The following is a 22,321-nucleotide window of genomic DNA, read 5'->3' on the forward strand; positions in this document are numbered from 1 at the left end:
CGGGATAATAGCACCAAGTGTAAGCAGCGAAAAGCGCAATTTAGCTGCACTGCGTTGCTAGGTTATACTGTTCTTACTGAAGTGTTTGATTAGAAATCAATTAGTATCGATAAAATGGTGGCGAGTTTATTTTCTAACTCTTGCCACTCGGCTTGCGGATCTGAACCTGCCACAATACCTGCGCCTGCGAACAGGTTAACGCGGTTAGGCTCTATCAGTGCACTACGAATGGCCACTGAAAACTCCGATTCATAATGGTTTAAATAACCACAAGCTCCCGCATACCAGCCACGAGCGTAACCTTCTCTTTGCCTAATAAAGCTTAAGGCTGACTGCCTTGGTAAGCCGCCGACAGCTGGAGTCGGGTGCAAAGCTTTCAGCAGATCAAAATCGTTCACTCCAGAATGCAGCTGTGCTCGAATAGCACGGTGTAAATGCTGAATATGGTTCAGCTTGAATATCTTGGGTGTTTCTTCTGCACCGACGTACTGGCTCAACGATGACAAGGAGTCGACGATATGTTCACGCACCAGCTGGTTTTCGTGACTGTTCTTGGTATCTTCGAGTAACTGCTTTGCGAGTTGGTTGTCTTCTTCTGTATTGAGCCCGCGAGTGGTGGTGCCTGCTAATGCTTCAGTGTAGAGCTCTTGTTGGCGGCGCAGATATAAGCGCTCGGGTGAACAGGAGATAAATGCCCGTTCTGGCGAGAACTGAAAACCAAATTGAAAGCTATTTGGATTACGGCCTTGCCAGCAAGCAAGTACGGTCCAAGGGTCAATATTACCACTGACCTCAAGCTGAGTTTGTCGAGACAGTACTACTTTGGGTGTGGCTTGATTGAATTGCTGTTGCGTTACTTGTTCAACCAGCTCTTGCCAGCGAGGGTAATTTGGCAAGTCGCTGCGGCCCATTAATGACAGTTTACTTGGTGGTGTCAGCGGTAGAGGCTTCTGCAATTGTTGTAAATCGGCAAGTGCAGCGTCGCACTCTTGGCTGGGGTCTTTGCCGTCGAAGTCAAGGTTGAGCAAAATGCGCAGCTTGTTGCCGTGGCGACGAATTTCAATCCTAGGCAGCACAAAGCGCGCGCGACCAAATTCGTCCCAACATTCCACTGTGCGGTCAAATGCTAAACCGCCATAGTAGCGAATGTCTTGGCCGTTACTTTTATTGCGCTGGCTTTGATAAAGTCTAGCGAGGTCATCATCATTAATTTGATCATGAAAGTAGAAGTCTTTGCAGGCACCGATTGCAGCGACTTCTTCTACTTTGTCACGTCCGTGCCAGTAGATCCTCGGGTATAAGGTTTGTGCCGCTAGCCATGATAATACGGGCAGAGAAGGGGCTTCTACTGACAGTTGTAGAATTGGGTCAGCGATAGGCGCATGTCTCAATTTAGCGAGTTTTTGTTTTAGCTCGCTAATGTGTGTCGCAAAAACCTGGCCCGGCAATGTTCTCTCCCACGTGTTTATCTCGGTGCTATCTTACTATTTGATTGCACATGAAAATCTAATATACCAGCCTGAAATTAAAAAGCCGATATCCAATTTTCAGTCTTGTGATACAAGAATTACTTTAATTTATACGTCTAAACTCGCATTTATGGGCAAAAGCGTGGATCAACGCCTTATTGAGGTAGAGATACCGGATACAGGTCTAAAAATAAGCAAGTTTTTATTTGGAAATTGTTACTGACAAAGCATAAAATTAATCAGACAATAACAAACCTCTTTTCTGTATCCGCCTCTATCTGCAATATCAACTTTGTTGGAGCGCTGTATAAATGAATGTATCTGCGGGATCAGACAATCTGATTAAGATCCCCGTGTCTAAATTGGCTATCGGCATGTTCGTTACCGCCATTGACCACAATAATAGTAAGGTCGCTGTTTCTAATGCAGGCCAGATAAAAAACCGTGATGCTATTACTAAGTTAACCAAAAATGGTATTAAAACCGTTTGGGTCGATGTCGAGCGCTCGTCGGATAGCTGCGGGTTGAAAAAGGTTAAGCCAAAAGTATCTGGTAATCCGTTAGCGAAAAAGCCTGCGACGAATCCTCGCGACGTTAAGCAAAAACAGGCGAAGAAACTTTTGTCTGAAGCTAAAGTCTTGATCAAAAAAGTGATGTCAGAAACCTTCGAGGGTAAAGCTATCGAGGTGGCGCAGTTTGGCGAAGTGGCTGACAAAATGATCGAGTCGGTAATGGATGATGCCGATGCTTTTAAGTGTATTTCAGCACTACGTTCAAAAGATGCCTATTTACTTGAGCACTCGATTAACGTTGCCTTTTTGCTGGTGACTTTTGGTCGCTACCTTGACCTTGACCCTGAATTGATTAAGCAAATGGCCGTTGGTGGTATCTTGCATGATATTGGCAAGGTCAAAGTCGATAATGAGATTTTGCATAAGCCTGCCAGACTGACCGCTGAAGAATTTGAAAAGATGAAGCTGCATCAAGTTTACGCAATCGATATTATGCGCGACATTGAAGGCTTGTCTCAGGTCAGTATTGACGTGTGCTTGATGCACCACGAAAAACTTGACGGCAAAGGTTATCCTAGAGGCTTGAAAGGAGATGAAATCCCTATGCATGGCCGTATGAGCTGTATTGTTGATATTTACGATGCGCTCACGGCAACGCGCTGCTACAAAGAGGCGATGAGCCCTGCGGCCGCATTTAAAATCTTAATTAGCTTAACCCCATTCCATCTAGATCAAAAACTGGTATACGAGTTTATTCGCTGTGTCGGTGTTTATCCAGTTGGCTCGTTGGTGCAATTGTCTGATGAACGTGTTGGTATTGTATGGGATTCAAAAAATCGCGACGCATTGCATCCGATTGTTAAGTGTTTTTATTCGCAAAAACATCGTCGTTATACCGAGGTAGCATTTGTCGATTTGAAAAAGTCGGACTTAGTGATTGAGCGAGGCGTGTCGCCAAGTTCACTTGATGTTGACCCGACGCCTTTCTATTAGTGGGTTAATTTTTGTCACTCAATCGTGTCACCTGGTTGTTGTAACTATGCTATCGAAGGTGACATAAAAACAGGCCATCGACTATGATGGCCTTTTTTGTGTTTATATCTGCGGGTTTTTCATGAGAGTTGTTATTTCTATTGTGTTGGTTGTTTGCTCCCTTGCTTTACTTATTCCCGGGGTGACGCAACCGGTATTAACCATTACTGGCAGCATCGAAAAAGCGCAGATGGTGGACACTGGTAAGCAGCTATTGCTGGACAATGTATCCGCCAACTCACAATCTAGTGCAGCAAGTATGCTTAATATGGCGCTGTCTATGCTCGGGTTAGATGAGGTTGAAGGGCAAGTCGAGGTATTTCACAAGACCCGCAGCATAGCTGATACCGTTTCAGAGTTATATCTATCTAACCATCTACTCGTTGCTGCACTGGTGGCGTTGTTCAGTATAGTTATTCCAGCTATCAAGTTGCTGTTGATGTTAGTGATACATTTACCAATAAAGTTAAGTATTCGATTAGGTATTTATCGTTTTATGGCGCTAATTAGTAAGTGGTCTATGGCCGATGTCTTCGTCGTGGCGCTGATTATTGTTTATATGGCAGGTAATGCCTCAGCGGGAATGGGTGAGATGCTGCAAACCCAGGCTCAATTTGAGAATGGTTTTTACTTTTTTGCGGCCTATTGTTTATTTGCTATAGCCAGTCAAGTGCTGTTGCAGCGACCTAGCGATAAGGTGAATACAGGTGAGTCGCAAGCTGATGAAACTGCGCGGTAAAAAGAAAGGAATATCATAGACGGTATCGTTATTGGCAACTTAGCAGGGTGGCCGAGATAATTTACCTAACATAAAGTTAGGGGAATTCATGAAGTCACTCATTGCCAATAAACGAATCAAAGCTGTATTGATCGTGCTGCTATGCGTGATTGCCGTAGTGGCATCTATCTATACTTCAGGGTTAACTCGGGCGCTGATCGAGTTAAGCGCCTTTGCGAGTCTTATCTGGTTGGTATTGTCCAAACCATACATTGAAGAAGGTTAACTTCTATCCTTGCGAGTTCATTTCAATCGTTTAGCCAGGACTGCTAGCCTAGAGTTTTGCTATAGGGCTCGATGCCAGGAATCAAACACCTCTCATTGCTGTAGCTTCAACATCTCAGCGAGTCCGCCACTTAGTTGAATTACTGCCAAGTGATTAAATTATTGCCCAGTCATCAAAATGTAGGCAAGTGAACTTGCACCAATTGCGAACCAGAGTAATACCCCAAGCAGCAGCGGCTTAGGTCCATTAGCACGCATTTTCTTAACTGTAATTCCCGCACCAATTAAAAATAGACATACAATTAATATACGCTTGGAAGCGTTAAACGCGACTTCATAAACTGCTTGCCCTTGAGGTAAAAAGTAGGCAATCGCGATGGCGAGGCAGTAAAAACCAATAAAGTATGGAATGGCGATTTTGCTGCGATCGCCACCAAAAGCGACAGCGCTCAACAGCGCAATTGGAATAATCCATAGCGCTCTGGCAAGCTTAACTGTGGTAGCGGTTTTTAAAGCTTCATCTCCATAGGCGGCAGCTGCGCCGACAACCGATGAGGTGTCGTGAATCGCAATTGCGCTCCATACACCAAAATCATATTCAGACAGGTTAAAGGCGTGTCCCAGGGTTGGGAATACGAACAAGGCCACAGAGTTGAGTAAAAAAATACAGGCAAGCGCGACAGCAGTTTGATCATTTTTGGCATTGATTGCTGGTGCAACCGCGGCAATCGCGCTGCCGCCACAAATTGCGGTGCCGCAGCTAATCAAATGACCGGTTTTCTGCTCTAACTTCATTAATCTTGTTAGGCCATATCCCAGAACTAGGGTGAAGATAATAGAGCCAATAATCAGCCCGATATTGTCACGACTTGCAGCGATGGCTTCAGGTAAGTTAATGCCAAAACCTAATCCAACAATGGAGTATGCCAGCAGTTTTTTAGTCCACTTAGCTAAATCCAGATTATCTGGCACCAAGCCAAGGCTTGCTAGGGTAAATCCCATTAGCAGTGCAATAGGTGATGAAATAGCGGGTAACAGGCATGCTAAAGCAAGAGCAAAGAATAAGAAGGACTTAAATTTTTGAGATTGAATAACTGACATGGCGAGCGGATATGCCTTGCTGCGTTGCTGTGAGAGGCACATTGTAACAGACCTAAAGCCAACTTCCGATGTTAAACCCCAGTTGGTATAAATAATTGTATTTTTGAGGTTAGGATGCTGTGGTTGTGAGGTGATTTGTAATACAGTGTAGTTTGTTGTTTGGGCTGATTTTTTGGCTCAGTTTGTACTGCTATGTGGGTAAAGGGAAGTTTAGGTCAGCAAGCATGATTCGGATCAGTAAAGCGTTTTTTAATCGTTGCGATGTGGTATTTGGCGATGAAGTACTATCAGAAGATATGTTGTGCCATGAAGACATGTTTATGCCACTGATTTTGGCGGTAACTGCTCGCTTATATGGTGAGCAGCAACTTAAGTCGGTGGTTGATTTCTCTTTAATTACTGATACCAACAGCCTGCTGTTTTTTCGCACTGATAAGCTGAACATTAAAGATGAGCAAAAGCTCATAGACATTATTCATGCTTATGACGGCGCCAGTTGTCTTACTCCTTTTCTATTTTTGCCCCGTGATATTAGTGGTCTAATGCTGGGCCTCAACGTCGGCGAGTTTGCCGGATACTGCCGCGAGCATTTTAAAAGCGTTCCTGCAAATACCCATATTGATGTTTATAAGGACTTACAGTTTTTGTTTAATTTTCTTGATAACGACAAGCTCAACGAATTGAGCGATAAACTCAAATCCATGTTCGATGATAACGCAGAGCAAGCAAAAGCGAGTGTGGCAACCAAGTCATCTACCCCGAGTCACCAAACCGCCCAAGTAAAACCTAGTGCCGAACAGCCAACTGCTGAAGATAAGGTGCATGTTGCTACCGCTGAGTACAGTAATTTAGATGTTTCAAGCTTTCTACCTTCAGATACGCCAACTAAAAGTACTACAACTAAAAAGAATAGAAAATCAATGGCTTTTACCGATTTGCAATCAGCTTATGCCGAGCTAGATAACGCTTCAAAGCATATCATTCAAGAACTTGCCGTAATGGCAGCGGCTAAATACTTTACTGAAAATAGTGACAGCACTCATGAAGACATGGGTTCTGCCAAGGTTGTTGATGATAAAGCGCTGCTTGGTGCCTTTTTAGCCAGTAGACCTTTGTTAAATGCATTGGCAGAGCGCTTTGGGTGCCAGCACTACCAAATCGTGTTCCCACCAGTTGTGTATGAGCAAAGGTTACAGCTAGAGCAAGTCGCCGAGACCCGTAGCTTTGGCGAGCCGACGACAACCTGGTATCAATTGGCAAAACGCAATGCTCCCAAATTAAGATTTCCGCAAATAATAAAGGAATGTTTGCTTAGTGCTATATCTGCCGATGGCAAGCTCGACGTAGCGGAGTTTGTTGATAGTCTTTGCAATAGCAATATTGCCTTATTTGAGCTGCTTAAGCAGCAAAACCAGGTCGCCAACCGCCTGATAAATTCAGCGCAAACTAGTCAACGAATGAAAAAGGCGTTGGCTGATAAAGTGATTGGTCAGTCTTATGCGATTGAGCAGTTATGCCAGGGGTATTTAAGCTCATGTATTGAAACTCATAGCGGGCCAAGAGCGATTTATACTTTTCTTGGACCATCTGGTGTAGGTAAAACCTATTTGGCTACCGAGTTTATCGATGAGCTAAACGCGTGTGAAGGCAGTGGCTACCAGTATAAGATGTTTAAGATGGAAGGTTATTGCGATAAGCGCGATCCATCAAAGTTATTTGGTAGTGGTATTCAGTACATAGATGCTAGCTTAGGAACCTTAACCTCTTTTGTTCGTGCTAACCCTCGCAGCGTGTTGATTTTTGATGAAATAGAAAAAGCTCACCCCAATGTGATTCAGTCGTTATTGTCGGTGCTGGATAGCGGTATTGCTAAAGACAATACCAGTCAGGAAGATGTCGACTTCAGTCAGTGCTTTATCTTGTTCACATCTAATCTAGGCCAGGACTTACTTGCAAGTAAGCCGCAAAACAAACAGCTCAGTGTGTTTGACGTGCTATCTAGCTCAGTGGCAAATGGCAGTAATACCCGATTATCGCCAGAGTTTATTAACCGTCTGGCAAAAGGTAACGCAGTAATGTTCTCACCATTAAAGGTGAATCATTTATTGGCGTTAGCCGAACGCAGTCTGCGGTCGAGTCAAGAGCAAAAAGGGTTGAGTTATCATTGGCCTGAAAACTTTGCCAGTTTTATGCTTAAAACCATGGCGCCTGATTTATCAGTGCGCAGACTTAACGGCCGTTTGTCACAGCTGCAATCACAACTGCTTACTCAAGGTGCAAGCCTGTTAGATGCCAACAGATCTGAGCTTGAGATTACCGTTGATGTCGAGACGAAGCCGTTAATGGAGCCCTGTCAGCCAAGTATTCTGGTACTCGACGACGACCCTAGAGTATTTAGTGCGTTAAATGAATTACCAGCAGAGTACAACTGTCACCTGTGCGACGAGCCGACTCAGTTATCGGCCCTGGTAAGTCAGGTTCGCCCTGACGTGTTATTACTTGATTTACAACTCGTTGAAAAACTAGGTCAACCACTAGATAGCTATTTAGCGCAGCATTTAGCTGATGTACCGCTAATGCCTATTTTTACCTACCAGCTGCTATCAGGTTATGAAACACATAAGCCTACAGGGGCTGATGTGCTTGCCAGTTGTCATGATATTCGTGAACACTTTAATCTCATCCCGGCACAAGAAAACTGGCTGACTAGTATGCTGACTGTTGTGAGTGATGAGTTGCATATGGAGCGAAGCTTGCAGCAAATGCAGCGCAGGAACTTGCAGCTCGATTACCAATTAACAATGCAGTCATCGACGAGCGGGTTAAGTGTATGCTATCACGAGCTAGGCTATGTGCAGCAAGTGCAAAGTCAGGATGTCCGCTGTGACGAGCTATTTAGTCATGATGTGCCCACAGAAACGCTAGCCGATGTTGTTGGGCTAGAGCGTGCGAAAGATCGTTTAACTCAGGTATTGCAGTGGCTTAAGTCGCCACACCAGCTTGCCGCGTACAATGTCAAACCTCCGAGTGGTTTCTTGTTTGCCGGTCCATCTGGCACTGGAAAAACCTTGCTGGCAAGAGCCCTTGCTGGCGAAAGCCAGTTGCCTTTCTTTAGTGTGTCATCATCAAGCATATCTGCGTCGCATTCAGGTGGCAGTGCTGACAATATTAAAAAACTGTTTGCTGCAGCGAGGCGCTATGCTCCATCAATAGTGTTTATTGATGAAATAGATGCTATCGCGGGGCAAAGAACAAGTGGCGAAAGCAGTGCTGATAAAGACCGTAACCTAACGGTTAATGCCTTGCTCACTGAAATGGATGGCTTTGATCAGTCTGCCGGGCAAGTGTTTGTTATGGCTGCGACCAACTTACCAGAGTTATTAGACTCCGCCTTGATGCGTCCTGGGCGCTTTGATGAAACCATTTATTGTGACTTACCTAATAGTGCCGCAAGAAATGCGTTCTTTAAACGCTTTGCAGATAAATACCAATTACCCCTAAGTGATGAGTTGCTTATCGACTTGGTAAGTGCGTCGCGTGGCATGTCGGCAGCGCAAATTGAGCAGGTTTTCAGAGAGACAATCTATAGCGCAGTTAGCGAGGGCAAAGAAGTGACTTTTGCCAACTTGCAACAAACCATGATCCGGGTTAGTTACGGCACTCCGTCTGAAAATATTTCGATGTCGGATGAGGAGAAAAAACGCACAGCGTATCATGAAGCAGGGCACTTGTTGGTCTCAAAGCTGTTGTTCCCAAATCGTGAAGTAGACTTTGTTACCATTGAACCCCGCAATCAAGCGTTAGGGTTTGTGGCTCTGCGACCAAGTGAAAGCTATGAAAGCTTGTCTAAAACCACAGCTATGTCGCACCTTGAAGTTATGCTCGCGGGACGCATGGCTGAGAAAATTCTAACCGGTAATAGTGACGAGGTGAGTGCTGGTGCCAGTAATGACATTGAAAAAGCCACTAACCTAGCCATGCACGTGATTTACGAAGCTGGGCTAGATGAAGAGTTGGGGCCGCTTAATATCAAGCTATTAACCCGCTATGAGGAAAGTGACTTATTGTTGCAAGCTCAGCAAAGCGTACGCAACTGGCTAGTGACCGCCGAGCAAAGTGTCGAGCTTCGTTTAGTCAGCCATAAGCCTTTGCTTGATAAAATCGCTGATGCGCTAACTACTCATGAGTCATTGTTAGCTGAGCAAATTAATGCTTTGTTTGAAGATTAACTTACGAAAAGGCGTTCATTCTCCCTCAAAGTAAAATGGTAAGTCCTAGCAGCATTATTGCATCGCGCCTGCTAGGGCTTTGTTTTACAATAACCGCTAAGTTTATCCGTCTATTCAGCAAAGGCAGCCTTTCATGCCCGTCTCTTTACAGCAATACAATACTCTAGGGCTAGCGCAGTCATGCCAAGCACTAGAAGTCATTGAGTCTAAATCACAGTTAGTCACAGCGTGCCAGCAGCTCAAAGTAAACAATACGCCTATGTTGATATTAGGCGGTGGCAGCAACGTGATTTTAACCGCTGATTTTGCTGGCACATGCCTACAAATGAATAGCAAAGGCATAGAAGTTCATCAGGTTGACGGCGGTGTAGAGTTGATGGTGCAGGCGGGTGAAGACTGGCATCAATTAGTCGAGTTTTGCTTAGCGCATGGTTATTACGGCCTAGAGAATCTGGCGTTGATCCCGGGCACCGTTGGCGCGGCGCCAATTCAAAATATTGGGGCGTATGGCCTCGAGTTAAGCCAGTTTTGTCGCTCTGTCGAGTATCTAGACCTTGAGTCGCTCACTTTCAAAACGCTAAATAACAGTCAGTGCGAGTTTGCCTACCGAGATTCGGTTTTCAAGCATCAGTTAAAAGAAAAGGCGATCATTAGCGCTGTGACCTTGTTTATCCCCAATGATTGGCAACCGAACCTGAGTTATGGTCCGCTAACTCATTTAATCGGTACAGATGTTAGCGCTAAGCAGGTATTTGATTGTGTGTGCGCAACGCGCATGAGTAAGCTGCCCGACCCTAAAGTGCTGGGTAATGTCGGCAGCTTTTTTAAAAATCCGATTATTGATGGGCAACAGTTTGCTGAGTTAAAACAGCGGTTTGACGGGATTGTCGGCTATGAGCAAGACAACGGTTCGGTGAAAGTTGCTGCCGGTTGGTTAATCGATAATGCGGGTTTGAAGGGGTATCAGCAAGGTGCAGTCGGTGTTCATCATCAACAAGCGTTAGTGCTAGTGAATTTGGGTGGTGCAAACGGCGCGGATATCCGCGCTTTGGCGCATTACGTTGTTGAGGTCGTCGAACGTAAGTTTGCTATTCGTTTACATGCAGAGCCGAGAGTGTTTGGCGAACAAGGAGAGATAAGCCTATGAGTAACCAACATTGGTCGAGAAAGCGACAAATCTTACAATTATTAAGTGCGCAGCGTTTTGTATCAGGTGAGACCATTGCCAAGCATATAGGCTTAAGCCGAGGCGCGGTTAATCAGCATATTGATGCGATGGCTGAATATGGTATCGATATATATAGCGTTAAGGGTAAAGGTTATCAGCTAGCATCTGCGGTGAGCCTGATTGACGAGGCTGAGCTTATTGCCAACATCGATAAGCGTTGCTTTTATTTTGATGAAATTGACAGTACCAATGCTTTTGTTATGGGTCATGCTGCTGAGCTGGCAAGCGGCGACTTTTGTGTTGCTGAGTATCAGTCGCAAGGGCGAGGGCGTCGAGGGCGCGCATGGCAATCGCCATACGGACATCATTTATATACCTCACTATTTTGGCGTAGCCAGTTAGCGCCTCAGCAATTAATGGGGCTAAGCCTAGTGGTTGGCTGCGCGTTGGTTAAGGTGCTACAGGATTTTGGGGTGACTGAGCTAGGGCTTAAATGGCCAAATGACATCTATCTTGAAGGGCGTAAGCTCGCGGGTGTGCTGGTGGAGCTTGGGCAAAATCAAACTCAAGGCGTTGAGTTAGTTATTGGTATTGGCTTAAACATGAATATGCCAGCGACTCAGGGAAATCAAATTGATCAACCTTGGAGTGACTTGTCGCATCTTGATAAGAGCATGAGTAAAACCCAACTGCTGATCGCGCTGCATAAACAGCTAACTTGTGATTTACGTGAGTTTGAGGCGAATGGCTTGGCAAGCTTTATTGAGCGTTGGAATCAGGCTGATTTATTTATGCAAAAGCAGGTTAAACTATTGATGGCGCCGAATGAAGTTCATGGTGTTTATCATGGCATTGATAATCAAGGTGCTGTGGTACTTGAAACTGAAGCTGGTATGAAGAGCTTTATTGGCGGCGAGATCACTCTGCGTTCAAACTAAAGCTCGTGGGTTAGATAAGTTCGTGGCTCAGATAAACAAAAGGCGCTGAAATTTGAGCGCCTTTTGTATTTGTGGATGTCGCGTTATTTTTTCAATAACACTTTATCCATTAGATGGTTGGCACCTTTGGTCAAGATCAAATCCGCGCGCTCGCGGGTTGGCAAAATATTGAGCTTTAAGTTAGGGCCGTTGATGGTATCCCAAATATTAGCAGCAATGGCGTTGGCCTCGGCATCTGTCAGCTTCGAGTAGTGGTTAAAGTATGACTTAGGGTTAGCAAATGCCCCTTGTCTAAATTGCAAGAAACGCTGCATGTACCACTCTTTCAATAGTGACTCTTCAGCATCTACATAAATAGAGAAATCAACAAAATCAGACACAAACGGTTTGCGCGACTCGACTAAGGTATCGGCATCGGTTTGCAACACGTTTAAACCTTCAAGAATAAGAATATCTGGTTGGCGAATAGGTTGGTGCTCGTCGTGACGGCGGTCATAAGTGACGTGAGAGTACAAGGGTGCAAGCACTTCATCATGGCCAGCTTTGACATCGGCAATAAACTGACTGAGCATTTTCTTATCGTAACTTTCGGGGAAGCCTTTACGCTTCATTAAGCCTTTGCGTTTGAGGTCTGCTAGCGGGTACAAAAAGCCGTCAGTGGTAACTAAGTCAACCTTTGGGTGCTGTGGCCAGCGTTGCAGTAGTGTTTGCAAGATACGGGCTGTAGTGCTTTTACCTACGGCGACACTGCCTGAGATACTAATAATGTAAGGACTGTGGTCGACTTTATGATCTAAGAATTGGTTAAGCACGAAACTACGTTGCTGTTTAGCATCGATGATCAGGTTAAGTAGTCGACTTAACGGCAAATAGATGTCTGTAACTTCAGCTAATGAAAGTTGCTCGTTCATGCCTTGCAGGTCAACCAGCTCAGTTTCGCTCAAAGTAAGCGGCACCGATTGGCGTAACTCTGCCCATTGTTCGCGATCGAAACGATGAAACAAGGCTTGTTGGATGCTATTAGTTGTATTCATGACCATTCCTTCGATTAGGTTGGCACAGTACCGCAAAACCATTAAGCGAAACAATAGTTAGCCTTGATTTGCCTCAAGGCCGATAGAAATTTGTGCATAAATGTGCGGAATTACCAACAACAAGCGTAAAAAAACACCGTTTGAGTGGTTTTTTCGGTTTTTTTTAATTTTATAGTTGCACTCAGCGCCACATTTACCTAATATCCGTTTCCGAAATGACACGCCGGCATAGCTCAGTTGGTAGAGCAACTGACTTGTAATCAGTAGGTCCCGAGTTCGACTCTTGGTGCCGGCACCATTTTACTGGAGGGGTTCCCGAGTGGCCAAAGGGATCAGACTGTAAATCTGACGGCTCAGCCTTCGAAGGTTCGAATCCTTCTCCCTCCACCATTTTTTTAAGGCAGTTAGGTAGCCTTAGCAGGTTCCGCGGATGTCGTATAATGGTATTACTCCAGCCTTCCAAGCTGATAACGCGGGTTCGATTCCCGCCATCCGCTCCAAATTGCTATCAAGATTAAATTAAACTTTAATCTTATCAGCACCTCCCCTGTTATATGCTAAGCTTAACTTCCAAAAAATAACTGATTCGATGTCATTATATGCGTCGGATTTTTTCTATATCTGTTTTTGCACGACCAAAGATTCTGGATTGAGGCGATATCATGGCAAAAGAAAAATTTGAACGTAGTAAGCCGCACGTAAACGTGGGCACAATTGGTCACGTTGACCATGGTAAAACTACTCTAACAGCGGCTATCTCTGCAGTATTAACTAAAGCATACGGCGGTGAGACTAAAGATTTCGCACAAATCGATAACGCTCCAGAAGAGCGTGAGCGTGGTATTACAATTAATACTTCTCACATCGAATATGATACTCCAACTCGTCACTACGCACACGTAGACTGCCCAGGTCACGCGGATTATGTTAAAAACATGATTACTGGTGCTGCACAGATGGACGGCGCAATCTTAGTAGTAGCAGCGACTGATGGCCCAATGCCACAGACTCGTGAGCACATCCTGCTTTCACGTCAGGTTGGTGTACCTTTCATCATCGTATTCATGAACAAATGTGACATGGTTGACGATGAAGAACTACTAGAACTAGTAGAAATGGAAGTTCGTGAACTTCTATCTGAGTACGACTTCCCAGGTGATGACCTACCAGTTATCCAAGGTTCTGCACTAGGCGCACTAAACGGTGAAGCTCAGTGGGAAGAGAAAGTAATCGAGCTTGCAGAAGCTTTAGATACTTACATCCCAGAGCCAGAGCGTGACATCGACAAGCCATTCCTACTACCGATTGAAGACGTATTCTCAATCCAAGGTCGTGGTACTGTAGTAACAGGTCGTGTTGAGCGTGGTATCATCACAGTAGGTGACGACGTAGAAATCGTTGGTATCAAAGACACTACAACTACAACTTGTACAGGTGTAGAAATGTTCCGTAAGCTGCTTGACGAAGGTCGTGCAGGTGAGAACTGTGGTGTACTACTACGTGGTACTAAGCGTGACGAAGTTGAGCGTGGTCAAGTACTAGCTAAGCCAGGTACAATCACTCCTCACACTTCTTTCGAATCAGAAGTATACGTACTATCTAAAGATGAAGGTGGTCGTCACACTCCATTCTTCAAAGGTTACCGTCCACAGTTCTACTTCCGTACAACTGACGTAACAGGTACTATCGAGCTACCAGAAGGCGTAGAAATGGTAATGCCAGGTGACAACATCAAGATGAATGTTACCCTAATTTACCCAATCGCGATGGACGAAGGTCTACGTTTCGCAATCCGTGAAGGTGGCCGCACAGTAGGTGCTGGTGTTGTAGCTAAAATCGTCGACTAATTTCGACAATTAAGTTACTGAGAAAAGGAAGCTTCGGCTTCCTTTTTTGTTTAGGGTGAAAAAATTGGTGCTTTTTCACATTTTGTTGCCTCTACAAGCTAAGGTGTAGTTGCGAACAAAGTTGAATAAGAATACAATCTATGGCCGATTTTTGACCCTGCGCGGCGCTTTATTTCGAAATTATTGAGTTACTAGTTTAGTAAGCCTTTAATTTACCAAGTTTGAGCGTAGGGCGTAGTAAGTAACGGAAATAACCGATGACAACAAATACTGAAAACCAGAGCAATTCTCTGGATCTTGTAAAGTGGGGCATTGCAGTGCTACTTATCGCAGCTGCAGTTATTGGTAACCAATACTTTGGTGAGGCCAGTGTCGTTGCCCGCGCAGCAGCTGTTATTGTGACATTCGCAATTGCTGCTTTTATTGCTGCACAAACAGTTAAAGGTAAAGAAGCGCTAACTTTTGCTAAAGAAGCGCATATTGAAGTACGTAAAGTGGTATGGCCAACACGCCAAGAAGCGCGTAACACGACACTTATCGTACTAGCAGCAACAGGTGTTGTTGCATTAATCCTTTGGGGATTAGATGCAGTGTTGCTGCGAATCGTTAATTTCATTACTGGCGTATAGGCATTAAACATGACTGAAGCTACTGAAGCGAAAAAAAGATGGTATGTGATTCAAGCATTCTCTGGCTATGAAGGTCGAGTATGTAAGACACTGCTTGAGCATATCAAAATGCACAACATGGAAGACTACTTTGGTGAAGTATTAGTACCGACTGAAGAAGTAGTAGAAATGCGTGCAGGTCAACGCCGTAAGAGTGAGCGTAAGTTCTTCCCTGGCTATGTATTAGTCCAAATGGAAATGAACGACGAAAGCTGGCACTTAGTGAAGAGCGTACCACGTGTAATGGGCTTCATTGGCGGTACTTCTGACCGTCCAGCGCCGATTTCAGATAAAGAAGCAAATGCAATTCTTCAACGCTTAGAAGAAACGACCGAGTCGCCAACACATCGCGTGATGTTTGAACCAGGTGAAGTTGTTCGCGTATGTGATGGCCCATTTGCTGACTTCAATGGCACCATTGAAGAAGTTGATTATGACAAGAGCCGCGTGAAGGTGTCTGTTATGATCTTCGGCCGCTCAACTCCCGTTGAGTTGGACTTTAGTCAGATTGAAAAAAGCTGATTAAAATAAAAGCAAATTAAAGATTGTTTGCGGGTGTGGATTTTTATATAATCCGCACCCGTTGTTTTCAGGGGAGCAAGTCGGCATTGGGCTGATGAGCGTTTGAACCCAAATAGAGGAAATGTCGACATGGCAAAGAAAATTGAAGGCTATATTAAGCTACAAGTAGCAGCCGGTGCTGCAAACCCGTCGCCACCAGTTGGTCCAGCTCTGGGTCAGAAAGGTCTAAACATCATGGAATTCTGTAAGGCGTTCAACGCTCGTACAGAAAAATTCGAGAAAGGTATGCCGATCCCTGTTGTGATCACTGCATACAATGACCGTTCTTTCACTTTCGAAACTAAGACTCCACCTGCGTCTTTCCTACTGCTTAAAGCAGCTGGTCTGAAGTCTGGTTCTGGCCGTCCTAACACTGAAAAAGTGGGAACTATCAAGCGTAGCGCTGTTCAGGAAATTGCTGAAACTAAAGCCGCTGATATGACTGGTGCTGATATTGAAGCAATGATGCGTTCAATTGAAGGTACTGCACGTTCAATGGGTTTGGTAGTAGAGGACTAATATAATGGCAAAGCTAACTAAGCGCATGCGCGTAATCCGCGAAAAAGTTGAAGCAACTAAAAGCTACGAAATGAACGAAGCTGTTGCTCTACTTAAAGAATTAGCAACTGCTAAATTCGTTGAGAGTGTTGACGTTGCCGTTAACCTAGGTATCGATCCACGTAAATCTGACCAAAACGTTCGTGGTGCTACTGTACTACCACACGGTACTGGTCGTGACATCCGCGTTGCGGTATTCACACAAGGTGCAAACGCTGATGCTGCTAAAGAAGCAGGCGCTGAACTTGTAGGTATGGACGATCTAGCTGCTCAAGTTAAAGCTGGCGAAATGAACTTCGACGTAGTTATCGCATCTCCAGATGCAATGCGCGTTGTTGGTCAACTAGGTCAAGTATTAGGTCCACGTGGTCTAATGCCTAACCCTAAGACTGGTACTGTAACGCCTAACGTTGCAGAAGCAGTTAAGAACGCTAAAGCTGGTCAAGTTCGTTACCGTAACGACAAGAACGGTATTATCCACACTACTATCGGTAAAGTGGATTTCACCGCTGAACAGCTTAAAGAAAACTTAGAAGCACTTGTTGGCGCTCTGAAGAAGGCTAAGCCTGCTTCTGCTAAAGGTGTTTACGTCAAGAAAGTTAGCATCTCTACCACTATGGGTGCAGGTGTTGCTGTTGACCAAGCTTCTTTAACTGAAGTTAAGTAATATACAAGGGGCGTAAATTAGCGTATAATTCGCGCTCCTTGTGGGTTGAAGCTGGTAAGTGACGATTAAATCGACATAAATCAGCTTCCGTCCAAGACCGCAGGTGTTATTCAAACGACTAACTTAATTCCCTGCGTAGACGGTGTCAGGCCCCAGATAAGAATTTTTATTCTGCTGGAAATCTGCACCGTAAGTAGCTAAGTACATTAGTATTTAGTTGGTTAATACTAGGGATAGCCCTAGGTAGAATCCAGGAGTAAAGCCAATGGCATTAAGACTCGAAGACAAAAAGGCAATTGTTGCTGAAGTCAACGAAGCTGCCAAAGGTGCACTTTCTGCAGTTGTTGCCGATTCACGCGGTGTAACTGTAGGCGCTATGACTGCTCTACGTAAGTCAGCTCGCGAAAATGGTGTATTCGTACGTGTAGTACGTAACACACTTGCTCGCCGTGCTGTTGAAGGTACTGATTTTGAGTGCCTAGTAGAAACATTCACTGGCCCAACTTTAATTGCATTCTCAAACGAGCACCCAGGTGCTGCAGCGCGTCTTCTTAAAGACTTCGCTAAAGAGCAAGAGCAGTTTGAAGTTAAAGGTGCAGCATTTGAAGGGGAACTAATCCCTGCAGCTGATATTGATCGTTTAGCGAAACTACCAACTTACGACGAAGCACTAGCTCAGTTAATGATGACTATGAAAGAAGCATCTGCTGGCAAGTTCGTACGTACTTTGGCTGCCCTACGCGATCAGAAAGAAGCAGCTTAATTTTACATTAGCCGCTTAATTAAATTGAATTCAGAACAATAGGAAATATTTCTAATGTCTATCACTAAAGATCAAATCTTAGAAGCCTTTGCAGAAATGTCTGTAATGGAAGTTGTTGAACTAATCGAAGCAATGGAAGAGAAATTCGGTGTTTCTGCTGCCGCTGCTGCTGTAGCTGTAGGCGGTGACGCTGGTGCAGCTGCTGCTGAACAAACAGAGTTCGACGTAGTTCTTACTTCACACGGTGCTAACAAAGTTGCTGTTATTAAAGCACTACGTGGCGCTACAGGTCTAGGCCTGAAAGAAGCTAAAGGCATGGCTGAATCTTGCCCAGTACCAGTTAAAGAAGGTATCAGCAAAGAAGAAGCTGAAGCTCTTAAAGCTGATCTAGAAGCAGCTGGCGCTGAAGTTGAACTTAAGTAATCTATACTTATAGTTCAGTCACCCATTAATTTGGGTGAGGGCTGACGGTTTTTTGACCGTCAGCTTTTTTGCGCTTTAAGCGCAGGCGATTTTTTTTCACCGTTTATCGCCAATTATTAGCAGTCCCTAGCAGAGATTACTGGTTAGGTTCTTGCATCAACGGTGATGGGCAAACGTGCTGATTTAATTAAGTTTATTTCAGTCTTGGTCACATCTCGTAAGCAGAGGAAACCCATGGTTTACTCCTATTCTGAAAAGAAGCGTATTCGCAAAGACTTTGGTAAGCGTCCTAAAGTTCTGGACATCCCTTACCTACTGTCTATCCAGTTAGACTCTTTTAAGAAGTTCACCGATCAAGACCCTACGGGTGAACGTGGCTTAGAAGCCGCATTCCGTAGCGTTTTTCCTATCAAGAGCTTTTCTGGCTATAGTGAGCTGCAATATGTCAGCTACAAGCTAGGTGAGCCAGTTTTTGATGTGAAAGAATGTCAGATCCGCGGTGTTACCTATTCAGCGCCATTACGCGTAAAACTACGCATGGTACTGTTTGACCGTGAAGCTGCTGCTGGTACTGTAAAAGATATCAAAGAGCAAGAAGTCTATATGGGTGACATCCCATTAATGACTGAAAATGGTACTTTCGTTATCAATGGTACTGAACGTGTAATTGTTTCTCAGTTACACCGTAGTCCGGGTGTATTCTTCGATCACGACCGTGGTAAAACCCACTCTTCAGGTAAGGTGCTGTATAACGCACGTATTATTCCTTACCGTGGTTCATGGTTGGATTTCGAATTCGATCCAAAAGATGCATTATTCGTACGTATTGACCGTCGTCGTAAACTACCTGCGACTATCATTCTGCGCGCATTGGAATACTCGACTCAAGAAATTCTAGACTTATTCTTCGAACGCACTGAGTTCAAGATTAAGAAAGACTCATTAGTGATGAAGCTAGTTCCTGATCGCCTACGTGGTGAAACTTCTAGCTTTGACATTAAAGATTCTGAAGGCAATACGCTAGTTGAAGCGGGTCGCCGTGTTACTGCACGTCACATTCGCCAGCTAGAGAAAACTAACACAACAGATCTTGAAGTACCAGTTGAGTACATCGTTGGTAAGTTTGCTGCGCAAGATTACATCGACGAAGATACTGGTGAAGTATTAGTTTCAGCAAATGCCGAAATCACTTTAGAAGACCTAGCTAAGCTTTCATTAGCAGGCATCAAAGCCGTTGACACTCTGTTTATCAATGACCTTGATCACGGTGCTTACATTGCTGACACCCTACGTATCGATTCAACAACTAACCGCCTAGAAGCGCTAGTTGAAATCTATCGTATGATGCGCCCTGGTGAGCCACCAACCAAGGAAGCGGCAGAAAGCTTATTCCAAAACCTATTCTTCAGCGACGAGCGTTATGACCTATCTAAAGTAGGTCGTATGAAGTTCAACCGTCGTCTAGAAATGGCTGAAGATGAAGGCGAAGGCATTCTGTCTAAAGAAGACATCGTTGCGGTAATGAAGAAAATCATTGATATTCGCAATGGTTTCGACGAAGTCGATGATATCGACCACCTTGGTAACCGTCGTATTCGCTCTGTGGGCGAAATGGCAGAAAACCAATTCCGCGTTGGTCTAGTTCGTGTTGAGCGTGCTGTTCGTGAGCGTCTATCTTTAGGCGACCTAAACGAGCTAATGCCACAAGACCTAATTAACGCTAAGCCAATTTCTGCGGCAGTGAAAGAATTCTTCGGCTCTTCACAGCTGTCTCAGTTCATGGACCAAAATAACCCGCTATCAGAAGTGACGCACAAGCGTCGTATTTCTGCATTAGGCCCAGGTGGTTTGACTCGTGAACGTGCTGGCTTCGAAGTACGTGACGTACACCCGACTCACTATGGTCGTCTATGTCCGATTGAAACACCTGAAGGTCCAAACATTGGTTTGATCAACTCTTTGGCAAGTTTCGCACGTACTAACTCATACGGTTTCCTAGAAACACCTTACCGCAAAGTGGTAGACGGTGTGATCACTGACGAAGTGGAATACTTGTCAGCGATTGAAGAAGGTCGTTATGTTATTGCACAGGCAAACATTGAAGTTGATAAGAACGGCCGCATGGTTGAAGAGCAGATTGCATGTCGTCACAAAGGTGAATCTACCTTTATGCGCGCAGCTGACATTCAATACATGGACGTTTCGCCACAACAGATTATTTCTGTTGCTGCTTCATTGATTCCGTTCCTAGAACACGATGACGCGAACCGTGCATTGATGGGTGCGAACATGCAACGTCAGGCTGTACCAACACTAAGCGCTGAAAAGCCATTAGTCGGTACGGGTATTGAGCGTGCATTGGCTGTTGACTCAGGCGTAGTTGTTGCTGCTAAACGTGGCGGTGTAATCGACTATGTTGATGCTAGCCGCATCGTAGTTAAAGTAAATGAAGACGAGCTTACTCCAGGTGAAGCGGGTATCGACATTTACAACCTAACTAAGTACACCCGTTCGAACCAAAACACTTGTATCAACCAACGTCCACGTTGTTTCGTTGGTGAGCCAGTGGTTCGTGGTGACGTACTAGCTGACGGTCCTTCAACTGACTTAGGTGATTTGGCACTTGGCCAAAACATGCGTATCGCATTCATGCCTTGGAACGGTTACAACTTTGAGGATTCGATCCTTATTTCTGAGCGCGTAGCGCAAGAAGACCGTTTCACGACTATTCACATCCAAGAGCTGTCATGTATTGCACGTGATACTAAACTTGGTAGTGAAGAAATCACAGCTGATATTCCAAACGTAGGTGAGTCTGCTCTGTCTAAACTAGACGAGTCAGGTATCGTTTACATTGGTGCAGAAGTGAAAGGTGGCGATATTCTAGTAGGTAAAGTGACACCTAAAGGTGAAACTCAGCTTACTCCAGAAGAGAAGTTACTTCGTGCTATCTTCGGTGAAAAAGCGTCTGACGTTAAAGACAGCTCGCTACGTGTACCTAACTCAGTAAAAGGTACCATCATCGACGTTCAAGTCTTCACCCGTGACGGTGTTGAAAAAGACAAGCGCGCACTAGAAATTGAAGAAATGCACGTAAGCCAAGCTCGTAAAGACTTAGGCGAAGAGTTCAAGATCCTTGAAGAAGGTGTCTTAGACCGTGCACGTAACTTGTTACTGTCTGCTGGTTTCTCTGAAGCAAAACTTGCTGAGATCCCACGTAAAGACGTGTTAATCCAAGTTATTGACGACGAAGCGAAACAAACTGAACTTGAGCAGTTAGCTGAGCAGCACGAAGAGCTAAAAGCTGACTTTGATAAGAAGTTTGAAATCAAGCGTCGTAAGATCACTCAAGGTGATGACTTAGCACCTGGCGTACTGAAGATTGTTAAGGTTTACCTAGCAGTTAAACGTACTATCCAACCTGGTGATAAGATGGCTGGTCGTCACGGTAACAAAGGTGTTATCTCGAAGATCTGTCCTATTGAAGATATGCCATACGATGAAACTGGTAACCCAGTAGACATCGTCCTGAACCCGCTGGGTGTACCATCGCGTATGAACATCGGTCAGGTACTTGAAGTTCACATGGGCGCAGCTGCTAAAGGCATTGGTAACCGTATTACCGAAATGCTTGAAGAGCAACGCGAACTTGCTGAGCTACGTGGCTATATCAAAGAAGTTTATGAGTTAGGTGATGAAGTTCAACAGAAAGTTGACATCGACTCATTCTCTGATGATGAAGTTGTACGTCTTGCCAAACACCTGAAATCTGGTCTGCCAATCGCAACACCAGCATTCGACGGTGCTAAAGAGAAAGAGATCAAGCAAATGCTTGAACTTGCAGGCTTACCATCTTCAGGCCAGCTTCGTTTATTCGATGGCCGCACTGGTAACGAATTTGAGCGTGAAGTAACTGTTGGTTACATGTACATGCTTAAACTGAACCACTTAGTTGATGACAAGATGCACGCCCGTTCTACCGGTTCGTACAGCTTGGTTACTCAGCAGCCTCTGGGCGGTAAAGCTCAGTTCGGTGGTCAGCGTTTCGGTGAGATGGAAGTATGGGCACTTGAAGCATACGGTGCCGCTTATACTCTTCAAGAAATGCTTACAGTTAAGTCGGATGACGTTAACGGTCGTACTCAGATGTATAAGAACATCGTCGACGGTAACCATCAGATGCAACCTGGCATGCCAGAGTCCTTCAACGTATTGCTGAAGGAGATCCGTTCACTGGGTATTAATATCGAGTTGGATCAAGAGTAAGCATCGCTCTTAAGCAATGTTTTGGTAACCTAACGGTGCTTCGCCCCGTGCGAAGCACCCGGTTTAACTCCTTCAGGAGAGA

Annotated in this window: 17 protein-coding genes and 3 tRNA genes; 17 read left to right on the plus strand and 3 right to left on the minus strand. The window is 44.8% G+C overall.

What is annotated here, in order from left to right; translation table 11 throughout:
* Positions 1–89 precede the first annotated feature (89 nt).
* On the minus strand, positions 90–1,448 hold the full coding sequence (locus tag EXU30_RS11030; RefSeq protein ID WP_423213345.1) for an isochorismate synthase: 1,359 nt from the start codon (positions 1,446–1,448) through the stop codon (positions 90–92).
* A gap of 332 nt (positions 1,449–1,780) precedes the next feature.
* Here EXU30_RS11030 and EXU30_RS11035 point away from each other — a divergent pair, with 332 nt between their 5' ends.
* The 3 genes from EXU30_RS11035 (at position 1,781) to EXU30_RS20275 (ending at position 4,017) form a co-directional block, all read left to right on the plus strand.
* Positions 1,781–2,974: a cyclic di-GMP phosphodiesterase gene (locus EXU30_RS11035; RefSeq protein ID WP_130600023.1), complete on the plus strand. Its 1,194-nt coding sequence runs from the start codon at positions 1,781–1,783 to the stop codon at positions 2,972–2,974.
* A gap of 121 nt (positions 2,975–3,095) precedes the next feature.
* Positions 3,096–3,752: a paraquat-inducible protein A gene (locus EXU30_RS11040; protein ID WP_130600025.1), complete on the plus strand. Its 657-nt coding sequence runs from the start codon at positions 3,096–3,098 to the stop codon at positions 3,750–3,752.
* An 88-nt stretch (positions 3,753–3,840) separates the two neighbouring features.
* A complete protein-coding gene (locus EXU30_RS20275) occupies positions 3,841–4,017 on the plus strand; it encodes a hypothetical protein (protein WP_165399007.1) in 177 nt (58 codons plus the stop codon).
* A 158-nt stretch (positions 4,018–4,175) separates the two neighbouring features.
* Here the strand turns inward: EXU30_RS20275 and EXU30_RS11045 are convergent, their stop codons facing one another.
* Positions 4,176–5,117 carry a YeiH family protein gene (locus EXU30_RS11045; RefSeq protein ID WP_130603433.1) on the minus strand — a complete coding sequence of 314 codons (942 nt, stop codon included), beginning with the start codon at positions 5,115–5,117 and terminating at the stop codon, positions 4,176–4,178.
* A gap of 224 nt (positions 5,118–5,341) precedes the next feature.
* On the opposite strand from EXU30_RS11045, the gene EXU30_RS11050 reads away from it, so the two are divergent.
* From EXU30_RS11050 to birA, 3 genes are all read left to right on the plus strand, one after another.
* A complete protein-coding gene (locus EXU30_RS11050) occupies positions 5,342–9,346 on the plus strand; it encodes an AAA family ATPase (protein ID WP_130600027.1) in 4,005 nt (1,334 codons plus the stop codon).
* 133 nt (positions 9,347–9,479) lie between these two features.
* On the plus strand, positions 9,480–10,493 hold the full coding sequence (gene murB, locus EXU30_RS11055) for a UDP-N-acetylmuramate dehydrogenase (RefSeq protein ID WP_130600029.1): 1,014 nt from the start codon (positions 9,480–9,482) through the stop codon (positions 10,491–10,493).
* Positions 10,490–11,452, plus strand: coding sequence for a bifunctional biotin--[acetyl-CoA-carboxylase] ligase/biotin operon repressor BirA (birA, locus tag EXU30_RS11060; RefSeq protein WP_130600031.1), 963 nt, complete (start codon positions 10,490–10,492; stop codon positions 11,450–11,452). Before murB ends, birA begins: the two co-directional genes overlap by 4 nt.
* Before the next feature lie 83 nt (positions 11,453–11,535).
* On the opposite strand, the gene coaA is transcribed toward birA, so the two are convergent.
* Positions 11,536–12,486, minus strand: coding sequence for a type I pantothenate kinase (gene coaA, locus EXU30_RS11065; RefSeq protein ID WP_130600033.1), 951 nt, complete (start codon positions 12,484–12,486; stop codon positions 11,536–11,538).
* A gap of 222 nt (positions 12,487–12,708) precedes the next feature.
* Here coaA and EXU30_RS11070 point away from each other — a divergent pair.
* From EXU30_RS11070 to rpoB, 11 genes are all read left to right on the plus strand, one after another.
* Positions 12,709–12,784 (plus strand) — tRNA-Thr (locus EXU30_RS11070).
* Between the two features lie 7 nt (positions 12,785–12,791).
* Positions 12,792–12,876 (plus strand) — tRNA-Tyr (locus tag EXU30_RS11075).
* Between the two features lie 36 nt (positions 12,877–12,912).
* Positions 12,913–12,986: transfer RNA gene (locus EXU30_RS11080), tRNA-Gly, on the plus strand.
* Between the two features lie 162 nt (positions 12,987–13,148).
* On the plus strand, positions 13,149–14,333 hold the full coding sequence (gene tuf, locus EXU30_RS11085; protein ID WP_130600035.1) for an elongation factor Tu: 1,185 nt from the start codon (positions 13,149–13,151) through the stop codon (positions 14,331–14,333).
* A 257-nt stretch (positions 14,334–14,590) separates the two neighbouring features.
* A complete protein-coding gene (gene secE / locus EXU30_RS11090; protein WP_130600036.1) occupies positions 14,591–14,962 on the plus strand; it encodes a preprotein translocase subunit SecE in 372 nt (123 codons plus the stop codon).
* Between the two features lie 9 nt (positions 14,963–14,971).
* Positions 14,972–15,523: a transcription termination/antitermination protein NusG gene (gene nusG / locus EXU30_RS11095; protein WP_130600038.1), complete on the plus strand. Its 552-nt coding sequence runs from the start codon at positions 14,972–14,974 to the stop codon at positions 15,521–15,523.
* Between the two features lie 129 nt (positions 15,524–15,652).
* The gene (gene rplK, locus EXU30_RS11100; RefSeq protein ID WP_130600040.1) at positions 15,653–16,081 is read left to right on the plus strand and encodes a 50S ribosomal protein L11; all 429 of its coding nucleotides are present in this window, start codon (positions 15,653–15,655) and stop codon (positions 16,079–16,081) included.
* A 4-nt stretch (positions 16,082–16,085) separates the two neighbouring features.
* A complete protein-coding gene (gene rplA / locus EXU30_RS11105) occupies positions 16,086–16,787 on the plus strand; it encodes a 50S ribosomal protein L1 (protein ID WP_130600042.1) in 702 nt (233 codons plus the stop codon).
* A gap of 265 nt (positions 16,788–17,052) precedes the next feature.
* Entirely contained in the window at positions 17,053–17,550 is a 498-nt protein-coding gene (gene rplJ, locus EXU30_RS11110) for a 50S ribosomal protein L10 (protein ID WP_130600044.1), read from the plus strand.
* Positions 17,551–17,604: 54 nt separating this feature from the next.
* Positions 17,605–17,973, plus strand: coding sequence for a 50S ribosomal protein L7/L12 (gene rplL / locus EXU30_RS11115; RefSeq protein WP_130600046.1), 369 nt, complete (start codon positions 17,605–17,607; stop codon positions 17,971–17,973).
* 234 nt (positions 17,974–18,207) lie between these two features.
* A complete protein-coding gene (gene rpoB / locus EXU30_RS11120) occupies positions 18,208–22,239 on the plus strand; it encodes a DNA-directed RNA polymerase subunit beta (RefSeq protein ID WP_130600048.1) in 4,032 nt (1,343 codons plus the stop codon).
* The last annotated feature ends 82 nt before the right edge of the window (positions 22,240–22,321 follow it).

It is taken from the genome of Shewanella maritima, assembly GCF_004295345.1.
Lineage (GTDB): Bacteria > Pseudomonadota > Gammaproteobacteria > Enterobacterales > Shewanellaceae > Shewanella > Shewanella maritima.